Below are 26,238 nucleotides of genomic sequence, written 5' to 3'. Positions count from 1 at the left end.
GAGGTTAATTATTTTACTCTTCATTATTGTTACGGAAGGATTGAATATAGTTATGGATATCCTTTTCCGATGTCATGAGCAAGGCTTCAAGGAACGTCTGCATACGCTGCAGATTCTTGATGTGACTCTCAATATCCGTGATTCGGTCACGTACCAGCATTTTCAGCTGTTCACTTTCCATATCCTCCTGGCTAAGCAGCTGCAAGTTTTCCTGAATCTCTTTTAGCGAATATCCCAGTGCCTGTGCGTCCTGAATAAATTTGATTTTGACCAGATAATCCTCTGTATATATTCGATATCCGTTAGATGCCCGGCGGGGAGCAGGCAGTATGCCACTGTTCTCGTAATAACGGATGGCTGCCATACTTATTCCTGTCCGTTTCGCCAATTCGCCTCTCGTCATGGTACCCATAAAGCCTGTCCCACCTTTTCTATTCATGTTGGTTCACCTGTTCATTGCCTAAGCTTGTATATTTGGTATCGTATGCTGCCTCCGGGAAACGGTCTGATGGTCCTTCCAACAGTACCTGCTCCTCCCCCTTAAGATAACGGTCGAAGAATGCCAGCGTGTATGATCTCGTGATATCCACATTATGCTCAGGCGTCATCCCCCTGGCAAACATTCGGGGCGAGATCAACGAGATATCGGTGAAGCTCTGGTGGAAAAAACCATCCACAGTCAGGTAATAGGTATCATTCAAGCTATGTGTCATGACATGATCCAAATCCGGTTCAAATTCCGGATAAAACACGTTGTCTTTTTCGGTAGCGTCCGGTGCAAAACTTTTGGCTGTCTCACCTGACATGATATACATAAACGGCTGTTTCAGAGCGGCCTTGGACACTTCACCCCAGAAACCACCTTCCAGACTAAGCCCTGCGCTAAACCGATCATCCTGAGCCAGAGTCTCCGCTGTGGTTGCCCCGCCGTAAGAGTGACCAAAAATGCCTACACGATCCAGATCCAGCTTGCCTTGGAGCAGCCCGTTCGGATCATGACTATTCCATAATGTAAGTGTATCCAGTACAAAACTTGCGTCTGCAGCACGAATGCCTACGCCTTTGACATTATACTGGTACAGTTCCTGTGACGTCCCGAATTCAGGGTCTGTTTTATAAGCCACGGCGTGCCCGTCCGGAAACGTAACTCGTGCTGAGGTGTAAGGATGGTCTATCCCCACAACAATGTACCCATGGCTAACCAATTCTTCAATAGCGGTCATACTTTGGAAACGGGCAGAACGAACCCCTGGCGAGAACAGCAGCACAGGATAATGGCTCTCTGCGGCCGATACCTTTGCACCTGTGACCACATGTGTGGGAATCGTGTCCAGATAGCTAAACACCTGTGGTGGAATACCGAACACGAGGCTGATGGCTTCACCCAGCTCTGCGGGATAATGCTCCAGGTAAAGTCCTTTGGCAGCTTCCTGATCCACTGGATACCAGACATTGATCATAAGTTCCCGCTTGTCTCCTGCCTCAGGCGATTTCGTTTCTTCGCGGGATTCATCCATGAGCCGCTGCGAGAATGTCCCTATGGCATAAGGTCCCGTCGGCTCAGGCATTGTAAAGGCCGGAAGTAACCAGGTCAGTGCCACTGAACCTGCACTAAGTATCAATACCATGATAGAAGAAAGCGTGGCTTTGATCCATGATCTGTGATTGTTTTGCCGAACAACGAGTATAACCAAAAGAACCAGGACCAGAAGATATGTAGGCAGCATTTGCAATCGAAATTGCTCTATTACACCATGCAGCGTAGTAAACAAAATCAAAGCAGCTATCATAGCCATCCTCATCCCACGCTTCGGGTGGACCAGCATCAGTATGGCGGCCACAATGGTTACAAGTACTAAAATCCATTCCAATATTCTCATCGTTCATCCTCCAACGTCTCTGTAATACAACAAGGATAAACCTTGCAGCATACTTCAAGGTCAAGGTTAAACTTTCGAATCACATCAAAAAGGATCGTGACGATTGTATATCATACTCTTCATCATGTTATAGTTTATACGAATACATGATCGTAAGACTTTTGACGTAATTATTTATTGATAGGAGGAACACATGGACAGCTGGTTGACGAATGATTTGAGATACTACTTTGGGTTACAGGCGATCGATGAGCAGTGGGATATTCTAGAGATTCGCGAAGGATATTTCATCTGCTTGGACGGAGATCTGATCCGCAAACGGATATCCATTAGTGAACAATCCTATATCGAAGCTGATGTAGCCATTCCCACCAGGCAGAGAGAAGTCATACTGCCCCTGACTGCACGCGGCAAAGAGAAGAAATTGAATTACACCAATATTTCCAGTGTCCAGGCAGTGGGAGTCACCTTCACAGCAGGAATTAGAGAAGATCGTCCTGTCTGCTACATAACAGCTTCACATAGTAAAAATGGTATTCGTTTACCTCTATCGGGGTACAAGCATCTGCAAAATAAACAAGAGATCATCGCATGGCTGGAAACATTTCCACTATCCATTCCCGAAGACTATGATCAAAAGTTGGAACGACTGAGTCATTTCAAAAAGAAACGTCACCGGACTGTACCGGGAGAAATTTTCCGTGTAGAAATTGACTTGTTCACGGATGGATATGTTCTGGTCGTGGGCGATTTGCGCAAGATGGAGAAGGACGGTTTGTTCGCGGACGAGAGCATCTGGAAAGACGTCATGGCTATGCCTTTGTTTGTTCGTCCCTACCTGTTTCAGACCACGAACCGTTCCCCCGAGCTGGAAGAGATCGTGTCAGCCCCTTTATCCGAACGGACATGGATTGTCATGGATGATTCTTTTATGAGGGGAAGCTATGAGCATGTGGGGCGTAAGGAATTAACGGAGGAGGACATCGTCTTTCCTATCGGATATGGTTCTACCTTAGCATTCAATAAGGAAGTATCCTACCGTCTGAGCTGGGGGCCAGGCACCATTTCCAAACTGGAGAGCGAGACCACATTTCAACCCTCAAGAACGTTTTTAAATCACGGCACGTATTCCAGTATCTTTGAAGATTGTTTCGGTACGATTGAAGATCGTCAGAAATACAAAACGCTCGATCATCCATCCTACCGCGAGGAGCGTGAAAAAGCCCTGGCCGAATTCGGGTTTCCTCCGGAGCTATCATACGATGAGTTTAATGAACGTACTGGAGGTCTTACACGCAAGCAGTATTTAGCATATTTAAGCAGAACATATAAGTCGTCATGAAGTAATCATCATTAGAAAACCCGTCATACGTGGTACATCAGCCCTGTTTGGCTTGTACCTCCGTCTGACGGGTTTTAACGTTCAACTGAGCATTCTTTTTTTAATTACTGGAAGCACTCTCTACGGTTACCTTAGTTCTCGGCATCGCATGCATGGCTCCAGCGGTTACATGGACCTGTACGACATATACCCCCGCTTGCTCAAAGGCATAATCGGCTTCGTAAATTCCATCTCCTGTGGATTTGGCGGTAATGGCTCCCTGAGCTTCAAGATCCTCCGGATTCATCATTCCTTGATCCACAGCAGGTGCTGCTGGTTCATCTTTTTCATTCCATACCTGAAATTGCACATGGTCTGCATCATCCACGGGCTGGCCACCCTGCGTCAGTTTAATCTGCAGGGCAACATCATCCTGGATGGACACCTTATCCGGTACCATGAGCTGCACCTTAATCATCTCCAGCGTATCCGTACTCTGGGATTGCTCATCGTTAGAACAGCCCACAGTCGTCAGGAGCAGAACGATAATTAACGGCATGAACCAACGGACTTGTCCACTCATCCATCATCTGTCCTTTCTTATGAAGAAGATTTTGGTGTTTTGCCAATTCCCCACAACATTACAATAATGATGATAAACGCAATCAGGGCAAGCAATGGAATCGTGATGAAACCAAACCAGTTCAAATAGTCGGTATAGCAAGGAATCTGCCCACAGGCGACGGAATTTCCAGTAGCCGAATAGATCCGCTGAATCGTAACGTGATATAACGAGATTCCACCTCCAATGAAACTAAGCGGAAGCACATATTTGGTGATCCCTACATCATCCTTGAAGTACGCGATCCCAAGCACGATGGTCAGTGGATACATAAAAATTCGCTGGAACCAGCATAGATCACAAGGGATGTACCCCTTAATCTCGCTGAAATATAAACTTCCTCCCGTCGCGATGACGGATACGGCCCAAGCAATAAACAGCCGGGTATCCACGTTTTTCGCCGGACGCTCGGGTTTTGATGATGCACTCATTCATCTGGCCTCCTCTGCATTTTGAAATATCATAATACCTCATTCATGACGCAAGGGCTATTCAAGCCGTTATGTAGGGTGTTACATGATGATCATTATACCAAATATTTGAATAAATTGGTGAAACACAAAAGAGCTGCCTTGCGGGCAGCCCTCCTGCTTCCTGCTGGATATACGGTTGGTTGACTTCCTTCTACTACATTGATTGGGTCAATGTAATAGAACCATCCTTTTGTGCCCATTTCACGTCCCAGTTCAACAACTCAGCAATGAAACGCAGTGGTACTTGGGTACGTCCGTCTTTGTTAACAAATACTGTGGAGCCTACGTTTTTCTTAATACCGTTCACTTTCATGACTGTGTTGTTCACCCAGAATACGAGTGTATCATCACCAGCCATAACCGTAACTTCCTGGGCTTTTTTGTCCCATTTCACTGTTGCACCAATTCCCTCACTCAGGAAGCGAAGTGGAATGTACGTCGTGTTTTTCCAGAGCACGGGTGTAGTGTCCATGTTGGTCGTTTTATCGTTAATTTTCAGCATCTTGCTGTTCACTTGCATCCACACTGTTGTCATGTCCGGAGCTGGCGTTGGTGTTGGGGCAGGTGTCATCGACTCCTGAAACTTGTCATTGTTCTGAGTCACGATCGCATTACCCAAGGCTTGACCTACACCAAACATCACTTTGAAACCTTCACGATTCGTTGTATACGAAGCATCATAATTGCCGGCTGCATATTGATCGAGAACTTTCTGTACTTGCTCTTCATGTGTAGTCAGTGCTTCTTGTCCGGCTGCCTTAGGCAGATTGCCTGCTGTTGCCGAATCCAGGAATGCAGCGAATTCTGTGGTGAATCCATCAATACGCTTCTCTACCACTGCACGAGCTGCTGCGTCGTTGTTTTTAACGGCCTTTACATAGTCGCTCTGTGCATTAACGTGATTGGTTACCCAAATTTTCTCGAAAGCGTTGGCTCCATCATTACCGTAGATCGAAGCAATGGCTGCTTTGAAATCAGCTGTGTTCCCGGCTTCAGCTGTAACGAGAGCATTCGAGGCTGCTGTGCGTCCATCGTATTCCTCTTGCATTTGCAGGGCAGACAGGGCAAAGTGCTCGGAAGCCAGGTGATTCAGAGCGGATCTCAGATCAGCCGCTTTTGTATCCGCTTTGGTGTTCTCAAACTTTTCAGGCATTTGTGTTGTGATTGCCGTAGAGAGTGCTTTACTTACGTCGAACATCTCTTTGAAACCTTCGCGGTACGCTTTGTATGCATCGCTGTAATCTCCGGCTACATATTCATCGAATACCTTTTGCACAAGATCCTCATGTACCTTCAGTGCTTCTTTGGCTGCCGCTTTTGGCAACTTGCCTTCTGTTGCGGTGTTCAGGAATGTGGAGAACTCTTCGACAAATCCATTGATATGATCCTGTGCTTGCTTGATGCCAGCCTGGTTGCCCATTTTGGTTGCTTTCACCAGATCGTCAGTGTATTTATTGTGAGCGCGGAAGATGCGTTCGAACTCCTTCGCACCTGCATCACCATACAGGGAGGCGATAGCCGGCTGCATATCCAGGGCGTTTTGGTCGAGTGCTTTGTAAGCTGCGTCTGCATCTTTTGCTCCGTCATATGCTTTAGCCATAGCTGTTACCGCCAGTGCAAAATGTTCCGAAAGTAGGTGATCCAAGTTTGCTCTAAGTTCAGCAGCAGGTGTGTTCACGGATGCCTTCATCGTAGTCATTGACGTCTGTGGTGCGGAAGCAGCCCCTGCAATTCCTGGCATCAAGAGTGTCAAGCTTAGCATGGGCGCGATAAACTTCTTCATTTTCATTTTCATTACGTGTTCACTCCTCAATTAATTTTGTATGCTTTTGTTTCCTCGTCGTCGTTTTCAAAGGGTGTAACGCAGGGATCCCCAATCTGGATCACCCTATAGGCAAAAAAAATTCACGACCTCCGTTTGGAAGAGCCGCGAACCCGCATCAGTAATGGTTTTTTTCATGCTCAAAATCATTTGAATTTATTATGATCTATTGTTGAAATTGAGTTGTATCCACTGTAAGATATCTGCTTTATTTTCCTTAATATCACAAATAAAACCTTACGCCTCAGGTTATCCTGGGGTACAATAAAGGAGATGGATTATATCCCCTTTTGAAGGAGGTTCACTCATGAGTTGGCTGCCTTATATCTTAATTATTGGTATTGCCTTGTTTGGCGGCATTGCAACCCTAATCATCGGAAATTCCAAAGCTAATCAAACCAGCAACCCCGAATATGATCGCCGTACCAAACAGAATCTGAGCCGGTTAACCTATGTATACGTTGGTGCCATCGTGCTTGGCATGGGCGGACTGATCCTTTACCTTGTAAACTAAACGATCTGCCTGGTTCAATTAAGTATGACTTTAAATCTGTTCAACATCTCAATCGTTCGTTCTACATATAAGATGGTTGGGGAATCTATTCCCCTCTCCCTGATCACCGCCAAGCACCCTCGCAGCATCTATACATGAATCTGTTCACACAAGACTCCTTTTGATCAAAACACCCCATACACATACCCAACTCCAAATCCGAACCACAATGAATGTCGGTCAAGCTTCCCTCTCTCCTTTGCTTTTCTTTGGTTTCACTTTTCACATAAATACATTTTGCAATGTTTACAAGTTGGAGATAATTCAGAATTATTATGGATAACTTCCGGGTTTAATATAAAGCCATAAGGGACAGCGAGCCCCTACAAATGACATTCATATAAGTTGAGCCTGACGTTTTACACTCTAACGTAGAGTGCAGAACCAATCTGAAGAAGCGAAGCGGTCACCTTTATCACCGGATTTACCCTTTTAAAATAAGTAAATAAATCTGGGGATAAGAGGGATCGGAAGATGGTACTGCATTCGAAGTGGTAAAGTGTAAATTCTATCAGATCAACTTATACACTGAGCCTAAAGGAGAGATTATATATGATGAAAAAAAACCTGAAGAAATCCGCTGCAACGGTGATGGTACTTGGCATGACATTAACAGGAGCTGCAGGTGTATTCGCCGGTACTCAACTGGAGAAAATCTCCGCTTATCTTAATCACGGCATCAGCTTCAATGTAGACGGAGCAGCTTATACACCAACGGACGGCAATGGCAATAAACTTGCACCAATCACTTACAACAATTCAACCTACCTGCCTGTACGTGCCATTGCGGATGCGCTACATGTTCCTGTATCGTACGACGGCAAAAAAGGTCAGGTTACCATCGGCGAAGCAACGAGCAATCCTTCTGCCCTGTCCAATGTAACCTATAGTACAGCGCAAAAAGAAGCGATTCAAAAAGCATTTGCACAGTTCGATGGTTTTGAAACAGCCTATGCACCTCAGCAAAGTATCAAAGGTGATACATTTAAAAGCGTAGGCGCCGGGGGCGATGGTGTAAGCTTTATCTTCACCCATATGAAAGTAAGTGTATCTCCACGTGATTACTCGGATGGCTATAACAGCAAAGAAGTAAAATTGTCCAATGGCGTTACTGCCAAATGGTACACTCCTGATCAAACGGGCATGCTGACATTCCAATTGGATGATCGCTATGTTACGCTCAGCTCCCCTGACCATAAGTTGACTCAGGCACAGCTTGCTCAGGTGGCCGTTTCCGTCCAAAAGGTAAATAACAATAATCAAGGCATTACCGGGTTTGCCAATGTAAATTACACCAAGGAACAAGCAGCTACCATTCGTAAAGCATTTGCGAAATTCGATGGCTTTGAGACAGCTTACGCGCCTCAGCACATGATTGCCGGAGATGCATTCAAAAATGTGAGTGCCGGCGGTGATGGCGTAAACTTTGTATTCAAAAATATGAATGTGACGGTATCCCCGAAAGACTATTCGTTCAGCTATGATGGCAAAGAAGTCAAACTGTCTAACGGCGTAAATGCCAAGTGGTATACACCAGACAAAACGGATATGCTGACATTCCAATTGGATGATCGCTATGTTACGCTCAGCTCACCAAATAATGCACTGACCCACACGCAGCTGGAACAAATGGCCGTTTCCGTGCAAAAACTGAAATAAAACGAAATACCAAAACGCACATCATGCTGCTCCTGCCAACAGGGGCAGCTTTGATGTGCGTTTTGTCCTATTCCAGACCGTATGACTGTTATGAAAACATGGCTTTCGTCCAGCTTCAATTCGCTCAAGATGAGGTTATAATGAATGGTATATGCACATTTAACAGTGGCACCAACAGACAAGGAGGGAACAACAATGAACCAGCGAATAGATCTTTCGCCTGAGGAGCTGCAGCAGCTGGCAGGTGAATTCAGCAAGGCTTCCCAGAACGGCAATGATATTCTGGCACAGCTGAGAATGATGGTGGATCAAGCCGAAGGCCAGTGGGAAGGTGAACGGCAGCGTGAATTCATGCAGCGGATCAACGACAGTATGACGTCGATCAGCAATTATCTGATCGGGTTGCAGGAAACCAGCACCAGCCTTCAGCAGACGGCAACCCGCTTCCGTGAAACGGATCAGTCACGCTAGGACTGATCCGTTATCTGTTAAGGTCGTATTTTAAACTTTTGCTTATTTCTGCAAAGTTCATATTTATTTTTTTCAACTCAAGCCCATCATTTATTCATTCATTCAAATTCTTAGCAAATGCTTCTTCTTCCTCATCCACATACCCTCTGAAAATGATCTCTTCGATATCTTCATGATTGAACACATACGTATAATCCGGATTAATATATCCTTCCGGGTACAAACATCCAATGTAATCGAACTGACGAGGCGGTTCTGTCATTAACATCTGCTTGCGTCCGTAAATGACGAGTTTTTTGGTGCCTTCCTTCAGCCGGATCACGGATCCGTTGGGCAGTAAAGTCAATGTATCTCTTTCCATATGGTATGTAACCTCCTTCAACTATTCGGCGCTTTATGGGCAGTGGTTTCCTTCGGGGCATGCATTACCCGGCGCAGCCAGTAATACCGATGCATATCCATGATAAAGTGAAATACAACAAAAGCCAGCATAATATAGACACACATCAGGACCACCGCAACGGTCTGCTGCGTGACAAAGGCCAATGATAGATTGGCCACCAGATAACCCGCGCCAGTCAGCATGGTCAGCGTAGCGACAGGCATACGTGAGCCTGCACCCGCTTTTGGTCGATGTGGGGACTGCTGCAGCTTACGCAGATGGAACCTGGCATACTGATACAAGGCGAAACCGTACACTGCAAACGATCCGATCGCATACCATGGGGTTGTCAGTCCAAGCATGCCATAAGCGAACTTTTGCACGATGATCATGAATCCCAGGGAACAGACGATTCCAAATACGCCGCGGAACAAAACATAATTCAGCTGCAGTCTGCGCGGTGCCGCAATCAGGGCTACTGCCCATACATTCATGACTGCCAGAGGAGGCAGCAGAATATAAGCATATAAGGACTGGAACGGAACACTAAATACCGGGATCAGCAGGAATACGTTCAGAAAGAAGAGCACTAGCGTACCTGCACTGAAACGAATTCCATCCGATGCATATACCGCAAGATAATCCTCAAATGCGTCCGGGTGGTAGGAGGTTCCTTCTACACTTGTTGTAACCGGATTGTTCGTCGATGACGTGGAACGTTTCTGACGTGCCATCTATTTGAACCATCCTGATACGGTAGACCAGGCCTTCTTCGCTCCGTGTTTCACCACGTCTTTCACCGAATCATCCTGTCCGTCGCCATCCAGATCCATGTTCATGGTTACCCCTTCTGCGAGATATGTCAGACCTACGGATACGCCCAAACCAACCGCACCAACGGCCAGCACGGGTGCCGCCGCAGGTAGAATCGCAGCAGTCAGCAGGGTTGCTCCTACTGTCGTTGCCCCACCAACAACAACGTTTCCGATGATGTCCCCGGCAATTTTGTCAGTGGATGCGTTCTGACTGATGTTCTCCTGTGTGTCCGTAAACACATCAATGCCGACACTTGCCCAGCCCAGCTTATCCGTCAATGCTGACCTAACCGCATAACCTGGCTTGATCATCGAGGCGATTTCCTTAATCTGAGGCGTGGCTGTTCCGTTAGCTATTTTGGCTTCAATGTCACGGACGTAATGAATTTTATAATCTCTGGGTCTGCCATTGACTAACGGGTTATTCTTGACGGAATCATAGCTTTCACGAACCAAAATTCGCGGGGTATTCCGATCAAGCTGCTGCTTCACCATATAACCATTTCTGACCCGATACCCCAGTTTGGCAACAGCCGCAGCAGCAGTCAGTGTCCCGACCGTGCTGCCAGGCCCATCAAATGGTGCGAGCAGATTAATGCCCGTCAGCCCAAATGTACCCCCGGACTGATCCTCCTGTTCCATTCGCTCACGAGTGGTTTTCACATATGCAGCCAGCTGCTGCATGCTCTGTCCGGCAGTCTGAAACCGCTGCTGGTGTGACTGATATAAGCCGATAATGGTCTGCCGGTTCCCCGACTGCCAGGCCGCTCCCTGAATGGAGCGCTGGAGTACGCCATCCACCTGCTGCAGCTGTGCAGTAACCTGTTCAATCTGCTGTGCCAGCGAGTTCAGGTACTCGGATTTCATAATAATCTTGGTCAACTATTTCTCCCCCTTAAGCATACCTGCGTTCTATGGGATTAAACTGCAGGCAAGATGGATAACGAACGCGTCGTTAGCAGAAAAAGGCTCTGGACAAGCTCTTCTTCTGTGATCTTGAATGCTGTAAACATGTCTTTTCTTTCACTTTCCATGTCTTCGATGAACAGCCAATTGCCTGCACGACTGCCGATAAAATAAATGGTCTGTGGCTTGTCCTGCATCCTGCGGGTGGACACCTCAAACTGCCCTTGTTTTTCGATGTTAACAAACGCTTGGTTCAGTTCATGAATTGCAGTCGAATATACGTGCAGGTCCTGTCGCAAGGCATGGGTTACCCTTTCCATCCCGGATTGTTTCGTCAATGTCAGCAGCTGCTGCAGTGTATGCTTCTGAATAGGGGTATGGATGGATTCCTCAGTAGAGTCAGACAATTCAATCCGATTCCCCATAATGCGAAGCAAGTCCTGCAAGCTTTCGAACGAAGTCAGGGTCACCTGATCCTGTTCAGGATTCCAGACCCATTCAACCATGTTTGTTCCGGATATGAAGCCATAAGTCAGAGATGATTCACTCTGTTCCGAGGAGATTGATGTATGCAGGTGAAGCTTCATCACTGCGCTGCTGAGCTTGCAGCCCTGAAGCAGCTGATGGACTTGCGGATGTATGGTAATGACGTTATCCTCAGACTCAATAACGCCGTCCTTGATCAGATCGGTTTTTATTTTTTCAAATGTACGCTTGACCTGCTCGCCCTGTAATGCAGCATCATTCAGATGTGCGAAGAGCACTTCAGCTTCCGGGATATTCATGAACTGAAACAGAAACAGGGCCTCCCGGCCAGAACAGGTAAACGAAGTATATGTAGGCACAGTCATTCCTCTTTTCCATGATATATGCATCAAACTCCAATGGAAGAGCCTATCTGTTTATTGTAAAAGGATAGGCATTCAGGCTCAATGCGCCCCCACTCCTGTTCTTGGGACGTTGAACCTGATTATATTTACCCACTAAGCCGTAGAGCGGCACAGGGGTAGATCACATTTGAATCTTGAAATTTAAATGAGAAGCAAAAAAAACAAAAAAAGCAGCAAGGACCGAATATTCCATACTGCTTCTTATCGTTTTCAAGTCAGGTCTGTTAAACGAATAACTCTTCTATAATACATGGAATCCATCCAATCTTCCCAGTCCAGTTCATTGGCATTGCTGTTACGATAATACACAGCAGACGCAGGAAGATAACCAATCAAAGGACCCATGCCGCCACAGATCAACTCGCCGCCATCGCCGCCTTTGGGCAGCACTTCTCCAGAACAATCCATCGTCAATTCAACTTTGTACGGATCTCCGGCAAACTGGAGTCCAAAAAAATTGGGCTGCTCCAAATCATACGGCATTTCATCCTCTGCAACGAGCGACCGATCCGTCTCGACCGATTCACCCACGATCTCAGTCAGCCCTTCCAATCGTCCAAAATGCTTCAACTTCATCGTATAATCGAAATTATCGCCCCAGGGAAATAACGTACGACAGCCTCCCCCGTACAAATACTCCCATTCATCCTCGGTGAGCAAACCAAAACCCGCTTCAGCTTGTTCCTCCAGCAAGGCTTCAAGTGTAAGCTCCTCGTTATATCGTTGTATCCGGACTTCCTCACCCTGACGCTCCAGGCGAAACGCCTGATACTGCTCCAATCCCTTTAGATCAGAATGCTTGAAATGCTCAAGCTCTGCTGCAAACTCAGATCCATGCCTTGTAAATACCTCTTCTTCGGTAGCTTCAAGCCAGCCAACCGATTGTAAATGGCACTCTACCAGCATGGGAGCGATAGCCGCTTCTCTCACCGGTGACATCTGGCTCGCGAGAAAAGAATCCATGTCCTCTACGCCATACTCACTTATCGCCTCAGATAGATCTGCTGAAGTCTCCTCATTCATGCCATCCTGCCACTGATTCCACCCTAAGGTCACACGGTCTCCAGGTACAAACACAAACTCTCGCCCAGCATACATAAATACACCCGTTTCGGTTCGCTGACCGAACCGTTCAAACGTTCTTACACCGATATATTCCATACCCGCCGGACATAAGGCAATCATCCCATGCAGCAGCTCTTCTTTTTCCTGAACAGATAACCCTGCCCATATGGCACGAGTCAATGCTTCCATGACTCTCCCCTTTCTAGATGCTTTTCCGCATCTTGATGGTTAAGCTCCTACTTGCCTGCAGCCTGCAGAAGCTCAAGCAGTAGCTCTTTTCGTTTCCCTTCGGCCTTGCGGGCCAGACCTGCTAGCTTCTCCACTTTGCCCCAGACCGGATATATCACACGCTCTACTTCATAGGTTTCCAATCCACTGATCTGCTGTACCATAAGAGCAAGCTTCTCGTCATTCTCCAGTTCGGGCTGAATCTTCAGCTTCAAGCCATCCGTCGAACGTCGTAGGCAGGCAACCAATGCAGGTGCAGAGCTGGCTGTTATACCATGCTTTTCGGCAAAAGCAGCAGTGAATTTGTCCTGAACCAATTGGTGTTCGTCGTCCACTTCTCCCATATAAAATTCAACCAATGGAAAATACGCCTCGTCTGCGAGTCCCAGTCCAAACGTGGCATAGCTGCCTGGCATACAGTTCTTCTCCCCCTCCGTGTCTCCATACCATTCGAATTCTTCAATAGCTTCACGAGCGTACTCTTCAAGAAGTGGATACAAACTCGGATAATCCAGTGCACTCGCGAAGAATCGATGAGTATCCGACTTGGCGAGTCCCTTTATCGGCAAATATTGTTTTACCTTGGATTTGAGCTTGATCTTATAACTCTTAGGGAAGCCTCTCTTCAGTAAACGAATAATGAATGCGAGTGCCTGCTCGTAGGCAGATGCTTCCTCCTGACGGATAACGATTGTAATGAGAGAGAACACATCATTGGCTGTGCATTCTACTTGTTCATTCTTCACATGAATGTCTTCCTTGGCATATGCCCCGCTGCCTTCCGTCATCATTCGAACAGCACGGTCGCTCCCCAGTTGTTTCGCCAGTTCCAGGAAGGTAAGGCCTGTCGGTTTACTGTAGCTGGGCTCAAAACGCAGAATCATGACCGCTGCGTACAGCAGCAGATCGATAGGCTGGGCCTCTTGCTGCCCATGGTTCTCAATTTCTCCATGAGACTCATTCTGTTCCAGAACGGCGCCTGGCTTGAGTGCATATTCATTCGACCTATACTCCGATAACTGAATATCATAATACTGTGGCAAAAATTGATTCTCTGCCCAATCCTTCAATGCACGAATGATATTGCCGCGATGCTCCGCCAGAGCATCCTGACGCCCTTTATTCAATTCCTGAATGCGGTCATATTGAGCTATAATCCAGGCGATATTTGGACTCGGAAACAGCCCTGGATCAAGTAAATGACGCGTCAGAAAAAAGGACTCCAGCGGCTTCGTTGGATATGTACCGTTCTCCAGCTTTTGTTCCACATAGGAATGAATGCGTTCCAGCAGCTGTTCTTTCTTCTCTTCGTTGATATATTCAAATAGCGTCAATTGCAGCTTTCCTTCCGTCGTTGGAAATTTCCCGCGAAAAGTGAAACGATAGTTGATCAGTGGTGTATCTCCCAGCTCATCCAATCTTCTCTGGATCACTTCTGCAAGCTGAGGCTGAATTTCGCTTCGCACCTGCTCTTCCGTAAATGAACCTGCGTTTCTGGATTTCAAGCCATCATCCAAACCGAGATCCAGGCTGTCAACCGTTGTGCGTCCAGGTCTGTAATCCAGTAAAACATCATCGAAGATCCCCATCTGCAGCGTGGTTCGCTTCACTACCTTGTCCAAGTCGCTTCGCTTCTCTTGTTCGTCAAACCATTCATGAATGGCGCCAATCATCTCTTCCATGGCCTGATCATATAGTGTACTCATCTAATTTCCTGCCTTTCGTGATTAAACTCTATCGAATGAATAACAGCTCATGTTCTGTTTCTTTAGGATCGCTCCATAAATCTTGCAAGTGAAAATACGTATTGACGTTCGCATAACCCCTATTATTTTACTCTCTCAAGCACACTTGGAACAATAAGACTTATGCACGGTTGTTGGCTAAGAAAATGGATGATCTCTTCTTATGCACTTGTCTGTACATCCTGTACTCAAACCAAAAACACCGGAATCAGGCGACTTCCCGCCCAAATCCGGTGTATTCACGAAACCCGCTTCACTCTATTTAATACTTTAGTATGATTCCAACCTTATAGTAAAAATAGTTTGTACATATCAGCCACTGCGAGTACAGAAAACCTTCCGATTGCTGTTATCCCCGGATTCCTTTAATTAAATGAATAGAGGAAGAAATCCGGTGATAAAGGCAACCGCTTCGCTTCTCCAGGTCTTTTCTGTCCTCTCCGTTCTCATGTCAATTTTACATTTCAATTCATACCATAAACCGTTTACCGTATTAATTCACGGTCTTAAACCATTCGTTTACTTCGGCGGTAATCTCGTCGCCACCCATGGACTTCCACTTCGTTACAAAGGCATCAAATTCCTCAATGCCAACTTGACCATAAATGATTTTGCTGAACGTATCCTTCTCCAGCTTGTCGAGCGCATCCTTCTTCATTTTCATCGTATCGGTTGGCGCACCCGTGAACTTGTTCTTGATGGCATCATCCTTATGGGCAACGACAACTTGAGCTGCAGCAAACACTTCCGGTTTGTTGGCAATGCTCGTATTTTTCTCAAAAGGTGTCTCCGGTTCCTTGCCTGTCGCGAGTTCTGCGAGTGTATCCATCATCAGGTCCGGAATCCGTGCCCCGTCATAGGTAATCGTGTATTTCAGCGGCGATACGCCATCTTTCACTTCGGCTTCGCCAACAACTTTGCCGTCCACGATGTCATAATCATATCCTTGGGCAAACCCATGCTCGAACTCACTGCCCACCTCCGGATTGGCAAAGTTATCGAACAGATAATTTTGATAGGTGAAGTACACTTCCGGATTAGCCATATCCTTGTTGATCAACACCACTCCGTTGCTTGCCCCAGAACCATGGTGATAACTCTCACCCGTCGGGCCAGTTGGCAGAGCAATGGCTTTATAGGTGGCACCGTCCACATTTTTCTTCACGTCATCAATCGGCCAGTTGGGCATCCAGTGCGGACCCACGATGATCCCGGCCTTGCCTGCCGTAAACAGTTCAGCTGCCTTGATCTCATCATATACACCAGCTTCCTTGGGCAGATAACCTTTGGAGAGCCAGTCTTTCATTGTAGCCAGACCTTCCTTCACTCCTGGCTGCACCGAGCCGTATTGCAGCGTTCCGTCTTCAGCCTCGTTCCATTGTCCTGGCATCGTGTTATACATGCCGAAGATCCAGCCGGATTCCGTCATCCATGTATTCAGCGCATTCTTCATGCCGACGGTCAGTCCATACGTATCCTTCTTGCCATTACCATCCGGGTCCTGATTCGTAAATGCATCCATGACCGCAACCAGCTCATCGATCGTTTTTGGTTCGTCCAGTCCCAGCTTCTTCAGCCAGTCTTCCCGGATAAACATCACCGGATCGCCGTTGTAGGCATAGTCGAAGATCGGAATCCCGTAACGCTGACCCTCATACATGTAAGGATACCATTCCTCTGGTGCCGATTCGGACGCCTGTTTCCACGTGTCAGAAGCATATTTATCAAACAGTGCACCTGCATCAGCAAACTTACCGGACTCAATCAACTCACGCACCAGATTGTAGTCCCCACGGATGGAAACGATATCCGGCAGCTCTTCGTTGGCGGAAAGGGACAGTCGCAGCTTCGTATAGAAGGCATCATTAGTCACCGACACTGCCCACGGTGTGGTCAGGTCAATGCCGAGACGTTCCTTGGCCCATTGGGTATGCACATTGCTCTGTGCCGTTTCCCCGTTCTTGAACTTCGTATCATCGTTCCAGGCCCGCAAATAGCTCATCTGCACCGCTGGTTCATACTTCCCGTTCTGCATCGCAAGTGGCGCAGCCGCTTCCTTCGCAGGTTCCTCTTTGGCCCCCGAACTGCATGCTGTTACAGCAACCATGGTTAATGCAAGCACTGCCGTCATCATCTTTTTATACATGAACTAACCCCTCCTCAGGTAACTTTGGATACCCTTTGTGCATCACGCATCATCCATTCATGCTTCATGCACCTTACATGAAAAGGATAGTGCAGCCGGGGAGGCAAACATATATCACAATTTCAATGTTCATATTGATTTGTTAACCGTTCCGAAAATCCTGTGGTGTCAGGCCATAATGCTTGCGAAACACTTGAATGAAGTAAGGGGTATTGTTATAGCCCACTTCCTGGCCAACTTCATAGATCTTCATCCCGGTATGCTTCAGCAGGTGCACAGCGCGTTCCATTCTGGAGCGAATAATGTAATCGCTGATGCCTTCGCCAGTGGACTGTTTGTACATTTTGGACAAATACACCGGATGCAGATGAACCTCTCCCGCAATGACCTGCAGGGACAGGTCTTCTCCCAGATGATGGTCAATCCAGTGCTGCACCTGCCGAATCAGGGTGGACCCGCTCTCTTGACCCGAGTCTTGGGTACGCTCTGTCCATTGCTGCATGACGCTCCGGGTCCATGCCTCCAGACTGCGCAGCGATACACCGTAACCATCCTTCAGCAGCTGCTGATATTGTTCTCCAAGTACATCGGATAACTGCTTGCCTTCCCGGTGAGCCATGTATGAGAAAGCGGCCGCCAGATAATGAAAGGCTACATAGACATGCTCCGGAAAAACACTGCCTGATAGCTCGGCAAAGATCTGATCGATCTTGCGATGTGCATCCTCCATTCTCCCGGCTTCTAGCAGCGTTGTCAGACCAGGCGGTTCATAGAGCGCAGTAAGTGATTTCAAGGAGGCTCCGTGCGAGCTGGCTGCGGCATTCAGATGCAATCCTTTACCTGCTTCCCCCTGCTTCCGCAAGGCACTTACAGCCTGATGATACAGCTGCGGTATCTGATGCGGGAAACGTCCTGTTTTGCTGACGGATAGCGAGATCGTTGCATTCAAATACTGTTTGACACTGTGTATCAGTCGATCGCCCAGCCGTCCCATCAGCAGTTCCGGTTCAGACTGTGCCTGTTTCGGACTGGCCATGAACACCAGATCATCATACGCATCATCGGTATGGCAGAGATGGTAGCTGCTGCTGAAAATTTCTTCCACCACATTGGATATGGCGTATTTCATTAATCGAAATGCCTTGTGCGTGGGCTGTGGATCATCATAGCGGATCAGCAGCAGCTGCATTTTATCCTGGGGACGAAAGCCGATCTCCAGTTGTTCCAGCTTACCCACGAGTTCATCCTCGGCAAACTTGCGCCCGAGCAGCACATCCTTCATTAACTCTGCCCTTCTCTCAGGCAAATGTTCTCTTACTGAATACATGGCACGATGATGCAGCTGCTGTTTCTCTCCTTCCAGCCGGATCTGCACGGAGGCCTGCTGCACGGCTTCGATCAGTTCTTCATCGCGCACCGGTTTAAGCAGATAACTTACCGTTCCATGTTTAAGAGCCTGTTTCGCATAATCAAAAGAAGCATGTCCTGATAAAATAATGCATTTGGTCTGCTCCCACTTTTGCCGAATATGACTAACGAGATCCAGTCCCGACAAGCCTGGCATACGGATATCCGTAATGATGATATGAACTTGATGGGCAGCCATCTGCTGCAACGCTTCCTTGACCGAATATGCCTTATATACCTGACCGATGCCATATTCCCTCCATGCGATAGAGGAAGCGATGGATTCCACCGCTGATTGTTCGTCATCCACGACCATTAAATTCATCATGAGATTGTTCCTCCTCAAACCATCGTATTTCCACACTAAGTCCCCCGTAAGGTATTGCTGCAAAATGAAGCCCGGATGAATGCCCATATCTCGTAACCAGACGCTGATGCACGTTCCATGTGCCGGTTCCAATTTCCTCGCCCATCGGTTCATTCACTTCCCGTTCCAATTCTTCAATCTCTTCGGGTGTCAACGTAACCCCGTCGTTATCCACGAACAAACTGTAGCGGTTGAAGGATTTTCCTTTGATTTGCTCTTTGACCGACATTCCGGTCACCACAATATGGCCACTGCCTTCGCTTGGTTCAATACCATGAATAACAGCATTCTCCACGATCGGCTGAATGAGTAGTCTTGGAATCTGCTGCTGCATCAGCTCCTGCGGTACAGCAATTTCGTAGGATAACCGATTGGTTCGCATCTGCTGTATCGATAAATAATTGTTCAGCAGCCGAATTTCCTCCTCCACCGTTGTCATGTCATTCTCATCCCGGGTGATGTACCGGTAGTAATCTCCCAGACTCAGCGACATCGCAATAACGGCTTCCGAATGACCGAGCTGGGTCATATTTTTAATATAGAACAGGCAGTTGTACAGAAAATGCGGATTGATCTGTGACTGCAAATGCTTGAGTGTGGCTTCTCTTGAACGAATGCGTTCCTCATACACCTTCTCGATCAATTCCTGAATTTGTTCCGCCATATGATTGAAGCTCTGGGTCAGGTACGCGAATTCATCGCGTGAATGATCCACCGGGATTCGGGTCGACAGCTGGCCTTTGCGAATCTGCTGCAGCCCCTGCATCAGGCGATAGATGGGAATCTGGACTTTGCGGTAGAGCAGCAATGCTGCCCCAATGCTTAAGACCAGCAGCAAGAGTATGGATGTAATAAACATGTTCCGGCTCTTATCCATTGGCGTGAGCAGGTCATCCAGTACGACGGGATTCACATAAACGCCATGAAGCTGTTTGGAACGAACATAACTCACCAGATACTGCTTGCCATCTGCCTCCAGCTGATGATTCCCCTCGCTGTCCAGTCCGTTCAACGACATATTTTCCATGATTGCCTGCACCAGATCAGGGTCTGCACTACGATTTAATAAGGGATCTTTGCCTGGTACGTACAGAAAAGGATCTCCTCCCTGCGCTTCCTTGAAGTCGTCCAGCATGGCAACAATATTCATCGGATCAAAATTAATCTCCATCACGGTACGAACTCCTGTCGGCGCTGGCTTGGCATTCCACTCGTAATTGTCCGTGAAGAAATACGTGAATCCACTGTCATCCAATTGCCACTGGCCAGGCTGGGGAAACTTCAGCATGTTCTCATTGAAGACAGTTCGGCTTGCCTTGGTGGATAACACCAGTTCTGCCTGCGGAAGCACGATTGTAATGTCGTTTTTCCAGCGGCTGGTGGACTGGTACAACGATAATTTGTCGAGAATGTCCAAATAAATGCTGTTCTTCTCATACTGGCTGGTCGTTTCCGTCATGTAACGGTAATGCAGTATGCTGGGGTCCCTCAGAAGGGTAAGCCCATAGAGCGAGAGCTGCTCAATATTTTTATCTACCTGAGAGCTGAAATAATTGAATTGGTTCAAACTCGACTGCTGTTTCTCCTCCACGACCATGTCCACGTTCGCTTGGTTGGCATAGGTATAGAGCAGCAAGATGGGAACCAGCAGGCAGATCAGCAGAATGACCGTTTTTGCAAATACTGTGAATTTCATCGTTTCACCCTGTCTCAAAATATGATCGAACGTTATCGAAGTCCTATTTTATATTGAAAACCCTTTCATATCTATATTGATTTTGGAATCATGGATTTCCTCAACAGGTTAACAAATCAACATTCGCCTTGAAATGTTGGTCTATAGCGTGCCGTTTTCCATTGCTATAATTCAGTTGCTCCACTTTTTGCAAGAGGCCGAAATGCCTCACCATGCGGAGGCTGGACGATACATAAGGAGGGACACTGATGGCTATGGAACAACCATTAACAACCAACACGCCGGTACGGCAGGCGATACGCAATCCACGCAAACGCACCCGCTGGAACTTCAAACGCACATGGCCGCTGCACCTGATGCTGCTGCCTGCTGTACTGCTCACATTGCTGTTCGCCTATGTACCCATGGGCGGCATTATTATTGCTTTTCAGGATTTCAAACCTTGGCTGGGATTCACGGGCTCCAAATGGGTAGGATGGGATAACTTCCAGTTCATGTTCGAGTATCCGGACAGTGTCCAGGTGATCTGGAACACCGTGCTGATTGCTTCCATGAAAATTGTGGCTGGCCTGGTGGCCCCGGTGGTATTCGCCATTTTGCTGAATGAGGTACGAAACTCTACGTTCAAACGGTTCTCACAGACACTCGTGTACCTGCCCCACTTCCTGTCCTGGGTTGTATTAGGTGGCATTCTGCTCGACATGCTGTCCCCCGAGGGCGGACTGGTGAACCAGGTGCTGGCAGCTGTAGGGATTGAACCGATTTTCTTTCTCGGAGATGGTGATTGGTTTCGGGTAACGGTTGTCATCAGTGATGTATGGAAGGAATTCGGATTTGGCACGATCGTATTTCTGGCTGCGCTTGCGGGGATTAATCCGGCTCTCTATGAGGCATCCGAGGTGGATGGGGCAACACGGCTCAAGCAGACACTGCACATTACGTTGCCTGCCCTGGTGCCGATGATTATCGTAGTGGGAACGCTGTCCCTTGGTAATATTTTGAATGCAGGTTTTGACCAGATTTTCAATCTGTATAACCCGCTCGTGTATGAGAAGGGCGATATTATCGACACGTTTGTGTACCGGATGGGAATCCTGAATGGCAAAATGAGCTTCGCAACAGCCGTTGGACTATTCAAGTCTTTCGTCGCGATGTTCCTGGTCATTACTGCCTACCGGATGGCTTACAAAATCGCCAATTACCGCATTTTCTAAGGGGCATAGCATACTGCATTAAGGGGGAATCAAGGTGTATCACAAAACGACCGGATACCGGATATTCAATGGCTTCAACCTGTTCTTCATTGCGGCCATTTCACTTCTGTGTGTGCTGCCGCTCGTCCATATTCTGGCGGTCTCTTTCAGCGGCAAGGCGGCAGCCTCCGCCAATCTGGTCACACTCTGGCCGATTGATTTTACGGTAGATGCCTATACCAAAACGTTTGGTAACAGCAACTTTCTCAGTGCATTATGGATCTCGGTTCAGCGTACCGTTCTGGGCACACTGCTCAGTATGGTGCTGGTCATTCTAACGGCATATCCATTATCGAAAGAAAGTCTTCATTTCAAGGGACGCTCTATGTATGCTTGGTTTTTTATCTTCACGATGCTGTTCAGCGGCGGGTTGATCCCGTCCTACATTTTGATTCAAAAGCTGGGGCTAATCAACACGCTGTGGGCACTGATTTTGCCAGGAGCGGTTGCGGTCTGGAACCTGATTCTGATGATGAACTTCTTCCGTAACGTTCCGAAGGAGCTGGAAGAGGCGGCCTTTATTGATGGAGCTAACCATATTACAACCTTGTTCCGGATCTATCTGCCGGTGTCCATGCCCGCGATTGCGACGATCTCGCTATTCACCATGGTAGGCCAGTGGAATTCCTGGTTTGACGGGTTGATCTATATGAATGATGCTTCCAAATATCCGCTGGCTACGTTGATGCAGACGATTATCGTTCAGCAGGACTTCTCCAACATGAATGTGGATGCCACACAGCTTCAGAACATGTCTCAACGCACAGTCAATGCGGCTCAGATCTTCATTGGCGCTCTGCCCATCCTGCTTGTGTATCCGTTCCTGCAGCGTTTCTTCGTCAAGGGGATTGTGCTTGGGGCGGTAAAAGAATAGAACGAACGCGAACCAATGTCGCATCATCTCATCCCGGGGCTTCCGTCTCGGGGTGTTTTTCCGTTTATACGAATGGCTTTGTTATATTCATTAATTAACTCATCCAGAATCATCGATTGGCGAATGACCTCTGGATGCATTAATTCCGCATGTGAATTTGCAATCTGGTAGAGTCTTTGCCGTGCCTTTTCGATACATTCCTGAATGGTTTCCGGATTATGCACCATACTCCCGCCCCCTGTTGTCGTTCAATATCCATCACCCAAAAAAGACCATCTATTATAATATTCGGAACATGGAGGGCTACGGATTACCCCAAAATTAAAATTTGTATATTTTTTCTTGTACAGGCTGAAATAAGTAGTTGTATTAAAAGAGATTCCACCAAGTAGAAATAAAAAAATGCCCCCTCTTCAGCCTGAAGAAAGGACAAGTTTTAGGAATGATGGGTGGACGCCTGAGCAGCGGCCTGCAACAACGGCTGCATGAGACCCGGGAATCGTGTTTCCAGATCCTCTAACCTCAATGTAAGGAAATGCTGGGTACCCTGCACCCGCACCCGAATGACGCCAGCTTCCCGCAGGGTGCGAATATGGTGGGACATCGTGGATTTCACAACAGGTGCATTAAAATGACTGCAGGGCTGCTCTCCACTCTTGGCTGCTTCCGCAACAATACCAAGACGGGTCGGATCACTTAACGCGTACAACACGGAAGAAAGTTCAATATCCTCTATTTGAGGATGATGTAAAATTTTCATAATGTAGTCTCCTTTTTTCAGACTATCCATTGTATTTTAGCACAATTCCATGATATATTTCTAATGTTCGATACCAATCGAACTTTAATTATAATTTCGTCAATGTAACCCCTGCTGTCAGGCATGGGATTCACTGTATATCTCATTTTGCAAATGTTACATACCGTTTCTGAAATATTGCGAAATTACACATTAGTTCAAGGAGGTTTTCATGAATAACACCGCAACCGCATCATCCGGGGAACGAACGACCGGACTACAGGAAGGGTTAATTGTAAGTTTGCTCGGTTTCACGGTCGTTCTCGTCGTCATGAATACGATGATGTTCAATCTGGCCCTGCCCAAAATTGCAGCCGAATTCCAGCTCTCATCCGTTGCTTCTTCATGGATTGTTACAGGGTATTCCATCGTTTTTGCCATATCGTCGATTACCTTTTCACGCCTGTCGGACTTTGTACCGATTCGGACTTTATTTACAACTGGTCTCACTTTACTTGGTGCAGCGTCGGTTCTGGGATTCTTCAGTAATCACTTCATTATCCTGCTCTGTGCACGCCTGATTCAGGCAGCAGGCGCCGCATCTGTGCCGGGACTTGCCATCGTGCTCATCACGCGTTACGTTCCGAGTGACCGCCGGGGGAAATCCATGGCTGTAATTATGTCTGCCAGCTCTCTCGGTCTTGGACTTGGTCCTGTCATCGGCGGCAGCATTACTCAATTTCTTGGATGGCATGATCTCTTTATCGTTACGGGGTTAACATTATTCCTGATCCCTGTGTTCTTCAAGCTGCTTCCAAGTGAAATGCCGCAAAAGGGTTCGTTCGACTTGCTGGGTGCATTGCTTCTGGCGATCGGAACAACCGGTGTTCTTCTGTTCCTCACCTCACGTGAGTGGGTAACTCTCGTCGTTGGTGTCGTAGCACTTCTATTGTTCTGGTTACGGATTCGACGCGCGGCCGATCCATTTGTTCAACCTGCCCTGTTCAAAAACAAAAAATATATGATGCTCAGCTCGCTCGGGATCGTCTCCTACATCAACAACTTCTCGACTCTGTTCCTGCTGCCGCAAATTTTGGCTCATCTGTACGCCTTGACTCCAGCCCAATCCGGACTGGTCATCTTCCCTGGCGCAGTTGTCTCCATGCTTCTGTCAAATCGGATTGGCCGAATGATTGACAGGCACGGCAATACATTGCTGCTTAGATTTGCACCATGGCTGCTGCTGGCTGCCGCCGGGTTGTTCGCTCTGTTTGCCGACAACAGCATCTATGCCATTATGGTCATTTATATCCTGCTGAGTGTGGGTTTCTCAGCGCTCACAACCAGCGTTTCCAACGAACTGTCCAACAACCTGACCATGGATCAGGTGGGTGCGGGCATGGGCCTCTTCCAACTCAGCCAATTCTTCAGCGGTGCATTCAGTGTCGCTGTAACCGGCGTAGCTCTGACTGCGATGCAGCAGCTGTCCTTGTCGTCAGCCTACACCAATATTTTCTGGGGCATGACCGTGGTTGCTCTGGCATCCGTGTTGTTCTCTTGGGTGTATCTGTCCATGCAGTCCCGCAAAAAAGCTTCTTCCGCATCGTCCTAATCCAAGCTCTTAAGGAGTGACAGAAGAGGTTAGGCTAGGATTATTAATATAAAATAAGCCCCAAAGACATAGAACATGTTCTTGGGGCTTTTGCTATTCTGATTTACTTTATATCTCTCATGATTATTATTCAAACATATCCAAACGCAGACGCTTCAAGCTTGTATGCTTGATATACCATTGACCGTCGATCTGAACAAACGTCTCATGGTAGTGTCCAAATCCGTGGAAGGATTTGTTCTCATTGCCTTCGGGGAATGTCACCCAATCCTCCATCGGAGAAATAACCTTGGCTTCGTTCGCGGATACAAATTCAACCTCGGCGCTGTGTACGTGATGCACGGTTACAGCAACATCCACCAGGTCACGGAATACCTGCACGATGGTGTCACGGCCCGTTAATACCGGAATGGGGTTACCTTCCGTACTGAAATCAGCTACTGCATCCGGAGCAAACACCTCGCCCAGTGCGTCCCACTGTTTCGTATCAATAAAGCGGCAATAGCGTGCCTTCGTGTTACGGATATTTTCCAGCGCAAGCAATTGTTCCAGTCCTGTGATGGTTGATTGGCTCATCTGTTGTCCCTCCAGAGATGTAATAGGTTTAAAAGATATGTATCTATTAATCTTCCTTATTGTACCATTACGCTTGTATTAGGCACAACGGCATATTGTATGCTTGGCTATCACTACGAAAAAAGACCGAAAGTTAGGCATGTTGCTTCATGCCTCTCTCGGACTTTTGGATCTATTCGTACCTATATAAAAAATAAAGTGGGAAGCCGCACTCAGCTAGAAGCTGATCGCTCTTCCCCCAAAGGTTACCTCTGATACGCCTTCATTTGGGCAGCCAGCTCGGACATTTTCTTATTGCTTAGATAGTTCTCCATCTGTTCCTCTGCATGAATCATCACCTGCTGAATCAAACAGCCCTCGTTATGGTTCTGAGAGCATTCGAACAGGGAAGCCTGCCCTTCAATGGCGTGAATAATCTCCAGAAACGAAGGATCCGAATTTTTACGACTCAGACGGTAGCCACCGTTAGCCCCGGAAGTGGATTCAATCATGCCCGCCTTAACCAGTTTGGTCAATATTTTGGACAGATAGGTTGGGGAAACTTTCTGCAAATCAGCCAGTTGATGAACACTAACCAGCTGTTCCGGTTCAGTAATCACAAGGTGAAGCATGGTATGCAAGGCATAGTTGGTTGCTTTTGAATATTTCATGAGGGCACCTCATTGTATACGGATTTAATTTATCCATAATAGACTTGATTGAGCTCACTGTCAAACCCCAGGCTATCCGAGATTTC

The 26,238-nt window shown here is 47.3% G+C and carries 25 protein-coding genes; 7 read left to right on the top strand and 18 right to left on the bottom strand.

Translation table 11 applies throughout. The annotated features are described in order from the left end of the window. Nucleotides 1–13: 13 nt before the first annotated feature. On the bottom strand, nt 14–439 hold the full coding sequence (locus tag MH144_RS24075; RefSeq protein ID WP_343226107.1) for a MerR family transcriptional regulator: 426 nt from the start codon (nt 437–439) through the stop codon (nt 14–16). Then, the gene (locus tag MH144_RS24070) at nt 432–1,880 is read right to left on the bottom strand and encodes an alpha/beta hydrolase family protein (RefSeq protein WP_239304858.1); all 1,449 of its coding nucleotides are present in this window, start codon (nt 1,878–1,880) and stop codon (nt 432–434) included. The genes MH144_RS24075 and MH144_RS24070 overlap by 8 nt, the downstream gene beginning before the upstream one ends. 193 nt (nt 1,881–2,073) lie before the next feature. Between MH144_RS24070 and MH144_RS24065 the strand changes: the two genes are divergently transcribed. After that, the gene (locus tag MH144_RS24065; protein ID WP_239304856.1) at nt 2,074–3,222 is read left to right on the top strand and encodes an immunity 26/phosphotriesterase HocA family protein; all 1,149 of its coding nucleotides are present in this window, start codon (nt 2,074–2,076) and stop codon (nt 3,220–3,222) included. Nucleotides 3,223–3,322: 100 nt separating this feature from the next. Here MH144_RS24065 and MH144_RS24060 read toward each other — a convergent pair whose 3' ends face one another. From MH144_RS24060 to MH144_RS24050, 3 genes are all read right to left on the bottom strand, one after another. Continuing rightward, nucleotides 3,323–3,784 carry a FixH family protein gene (locus MH144_RS24060; RefSeq protein WP_239304854.1) on the bottom strand — a complete coding sequence of 154 codons (462 nt, stop codon included), beginning with the start codon at nt 3,782–3,784 and terminating at the stop codon, nt 3,323–3,325. A gap of 17 nt (nt 3,785–3,801) precedes the next feature. After that, complete coding sequence (locus MH144_RS24055) at nt 3,802–4,254, bottom strand: disulfide oxidoreductase (RefSeq protein WP_239304852.1); 453 nt, start codon at nt 4,252–4,254, stop codon at nt 3,802–3,804. A gap of 196 nt (nt 4,255–4,450) precedes the next feature. Then, nucleotides 4,451–6,085, bottom strand: a complete 1,635-nt coding sequence (locus MH144_RS24050) for a copper amine oxidase N-terminal domain-containing protein (protein ID WP_239304963.1) — start codon at nt 6,083–6,085, stop codon at nt 4,451–4,453. A gap of 340 nt (nt 6,086–6,425) precedes the next feature. Here MH144_RS24050 and MH144_RS24045 point away from each other — a divergent pair, with 340 nt between their 5' ends. From MH144_RS24045 to MH144_RS24035, 3 genes are all read left to right on the top strand, one after another. Next, on the top strand, nt 6,426–6,632 hold the full coding sequence (locus MH144_RS24045) for a hypothetical protein (RefSeq protein ID WP_095292370.1): 207 nt from the start codon (nt 6,426–6,428) through the stop codon (nt 6,630–6,632). 591 nt (nt 6,633–7,223) lie between these two features. Continuing rightward, nucleotides 7,224–8,330, top strand: a complete 1,107-nt coding sequence (locus MH144_RS24040; protein ID WP_239304850.1) for a stalk domain-containing protein — start codon at nt 7,224–7,226, stop codon at nt 8,328–8,330. A gap of 195 nt (nt 8,331–8,525) precedes the next feature. Beyond that, nucleotides 8,526–8,801 carry a WXG100 family type VII secretion target gene (locus MH144_RS24035; protein WP_239304848.1) on the top strand — a complete coding sequence of 92 codons (276 nt, stop codon included), beginning with the start codon at nt 8,526–8,528 and terminating at the stop codon, nt 8,799–8,801. A gap of 94 nt (nt 8,802–8,895) precedes the next feature. Here the strand turns inward: MH144_RS24035 and MH144_RS24030 are convergent, their stop codons facing one another. The 9 genes from MH144_RS24030 to MH144_RS23990 all read right to left on the bottom strand — a co-directional run bounded on the left by MH144_RS24030 (nt 8,896) and on the right by MH144_RS23990 (nt 20,448). Then, a complete protein-coding gene (locus MH144_RS24030) occupies nt 8,896–9,162 on the bottom strand; it encodes a DUF4176 domain-containing protein (protein ID WP_239304846.1) in 267 nt (88 codons plus the stop codon). 17 nt (nt 9,163–9,179) lie between these two features. After that, nucleotides 9,180–9,917 (bottom strand): hypothetical protein, encoded by a 738-nt coding sequence (locus MH144_RS24025; protein WP_239304844.1) that lies wholly within the window; start codon nt 9,915–9,917, stop codon nt 9,180–9,182. Then, the gene (locus MH144_RS24020) at nt 9,918–10,880 is read right to left on the bottom strand and encodes a hypothetical protein (RefSeq protein ID WP_239304842.1); all 963 of its coding nucleotides are present in this window, start codon (nt 10,878–10,880) and stop codon (nt 9,918–9,920) included. It abuts the gene before it with no gap. Nucleotides 10,881–10,918: 38 nt separating this feature from the next. Then, nucleotides 10,919–11,749, bottom strand: coding sequence for a hypothetical protein (locus MH144_RS24015; RefSeq protein WP_239304840.1), 831 nt, complete (start codon nt 11,747–11,749; stop codon nt 10,919–10,921). 255 nt (nt 11,750–12,004) lie between these two features. Then, entirely contained in the window at nt 12,005–13,048 is a 1,044-nt protein-coding gene (locus MH144_RS24010; protein WP_239304838.1) for a hypothetical protein, read from the bottom strand. Nucleotides 13,049–13,095: 47 nt separating this feature from the next. After that, nucleotides 13,096–14,793 (bottom strand): DUF6138 family protein, encoded by a 1,698-nt coding sequence (locus tag MH144_RS24005; RefSeq protein WP_239304836.1) that lies wholly within the window; start codon nt 14,791–14,793, stop codon nt 13,096–13,098. Nucleotides 14,794–15,325: 532 nt separating this feature from the next. Beyond that, nucleotides 15,326–16,978, bottom strand: a complete 1,653-nt coding sequence (locus tag MH144_RS24000) for an extracellular solute-binding protein (protein ID WP_239304834.1) — start codon at nt 16,976–16,978, stop codon at nt 15,326–15,328. A gap of 142 nt (nt 16,979–17,120) precedes the next feature. Further along, nucleotides 17,121–18,713, bottom strand: coding sequence for a response regulator transcription factor (locus MH144_RS23995; RefSeq protein WP_239304832.1), 1,593 nt, complete (start codon nt 18,711–18,713; stop codon nt 17,121–17,123). After that, nucleotides 18,688–20,448, bottom strand: a complete 1,761-nt coding sequence (locus tag MH144_RS23990; RefSeq protein WP_239304830.1) for a sensor histidine kinase — start codon at nt 20,446–20,448, stop codon at nt 18,688–18,690. The genes MH144_RS23995 and MH144_RS23990 overlap by 26 nt, the downstream gene beginning before the upstream one ends. Before the next feature lie 248 nt (nt 20,449–20,696). Between MH144_RS23990 and MH144_RS23985 the strand changes: the two genes are divergently transcribed. Together MH144_RS23985 and MH144_RS23980 are read left to right on the top strand one after the other, a co-directional pair. Further along, entirely contained in the window at nt 20,697–21,662 is a 966-nt protein-coding gene (locus tag MH144_RS23985) for an ABC transporter permease (protein ID WP_239304828.1), read from the top strand. A 34-nt stretch (nt 21,663–21,696) separates the two neighbouring features. Further along, nucleotides 21,697–22,575 carry a carbohydrate ABC transporter permease gene (locus MH144_RS23980; protein ID WP_239304826.1) on the top strand — a complete coding sequence of 293 codons (879 nt, stop codon included), beginning with the start codon at nt 21,697–21,699 and terminating at the stop codon, nt 22,573–22,575. Between the two features lie 23 nt (nt 22,576–22,598). On the opposite strand, the gene MH144_RS23975 is transcribed toward MH144_RS23980, so the two are convergent. Then, nucleotides 22,599–22,802, bottom strand: coding sequence for an aspartyl-phosphate phosphatase Spo0E family protein (locus tag MH144_RS23975; protein ID WP_095361707.1), 204 nt, complete (start codon nt 22,800–22,802; stop codon nt 22,599–22,601). Between the two features lie 209 nt (nt 22,803–23,011). Beyond that, nucleotides 23,012–23,335, bottom strand: a complete 324-nt coding sequence (locus MH144_RS23970) for an ArsR/SmtB family transcription factor (RefSeq protein ID WP_239304824.1) — start codon at nt 23,333–23,335, stop codon at nt 23,012–23,014. Nucleotides 23,336–23,546: 211 nt separating this feature from the next. On the opposite strand from MH144_RS23970, the gene MH144_RS23965 reads away from it, so the two are divergent. Further along, on the top strand, nt 23,547–24,926 hold the full coding sequence (locus MH144_RS23965; RefSeq protein ID WP_239304822.1) for an MFS transporter: 1,380 nt from the start codon (nt 23,547–23,549) through the stop codon (nt 24,924–24,926). Between the two features lie 126 nt (nt 24,927–25,052). On the opposite strand, the gene MH144_RS23960 is transcribed toward MH144_RS23965, so the two are convergent. Together MH144_RS23960 and MH144_RS23955 are read right to left on the bottom strand one after the other, a co-directional pair. Beyond that, nucleotides 25,053–25,502, bottom strand: a complete 450-nt coding sequence (locus tag MH144_RS23960; RefSeq protein WP_239304820.1) for a nuclear transport factor 2 family protein — start codon at nt 25,500–25,502, stop codon at nt 25,053–25,055. 245 nt (nt 25,503–25,747) lie between these two features. Further along, nucleotides 25,748–26,152 carry an RrF2 family transcriptional regulator gene (locus MH144_RS23955; RefSeq protein WP_239304818.1) on the bottom strand — a complete coding sequence of 135 codons (405 nt, stop codon included), beginning with the start codon at nt 26,150–26,152 and terminating at the stop codon, nt 25,748–25,750. Nucleotides 26,153–26,238: the final 86 nt, after the last annotated feature.

The sequence above is a fragment of the Paenibacillus sp. ACRRY genome, assembly GCF_022346995.1.
Lineage (GTDB): Bacteria > Bacillota > Bacilli > Paenibacillales > Paenibacillaceae > Paenibacillus.
Note: the sequence above shows the minus strand (reverse complement) of the source record. Positions and strands in the feature narration are given on the sequence as shown.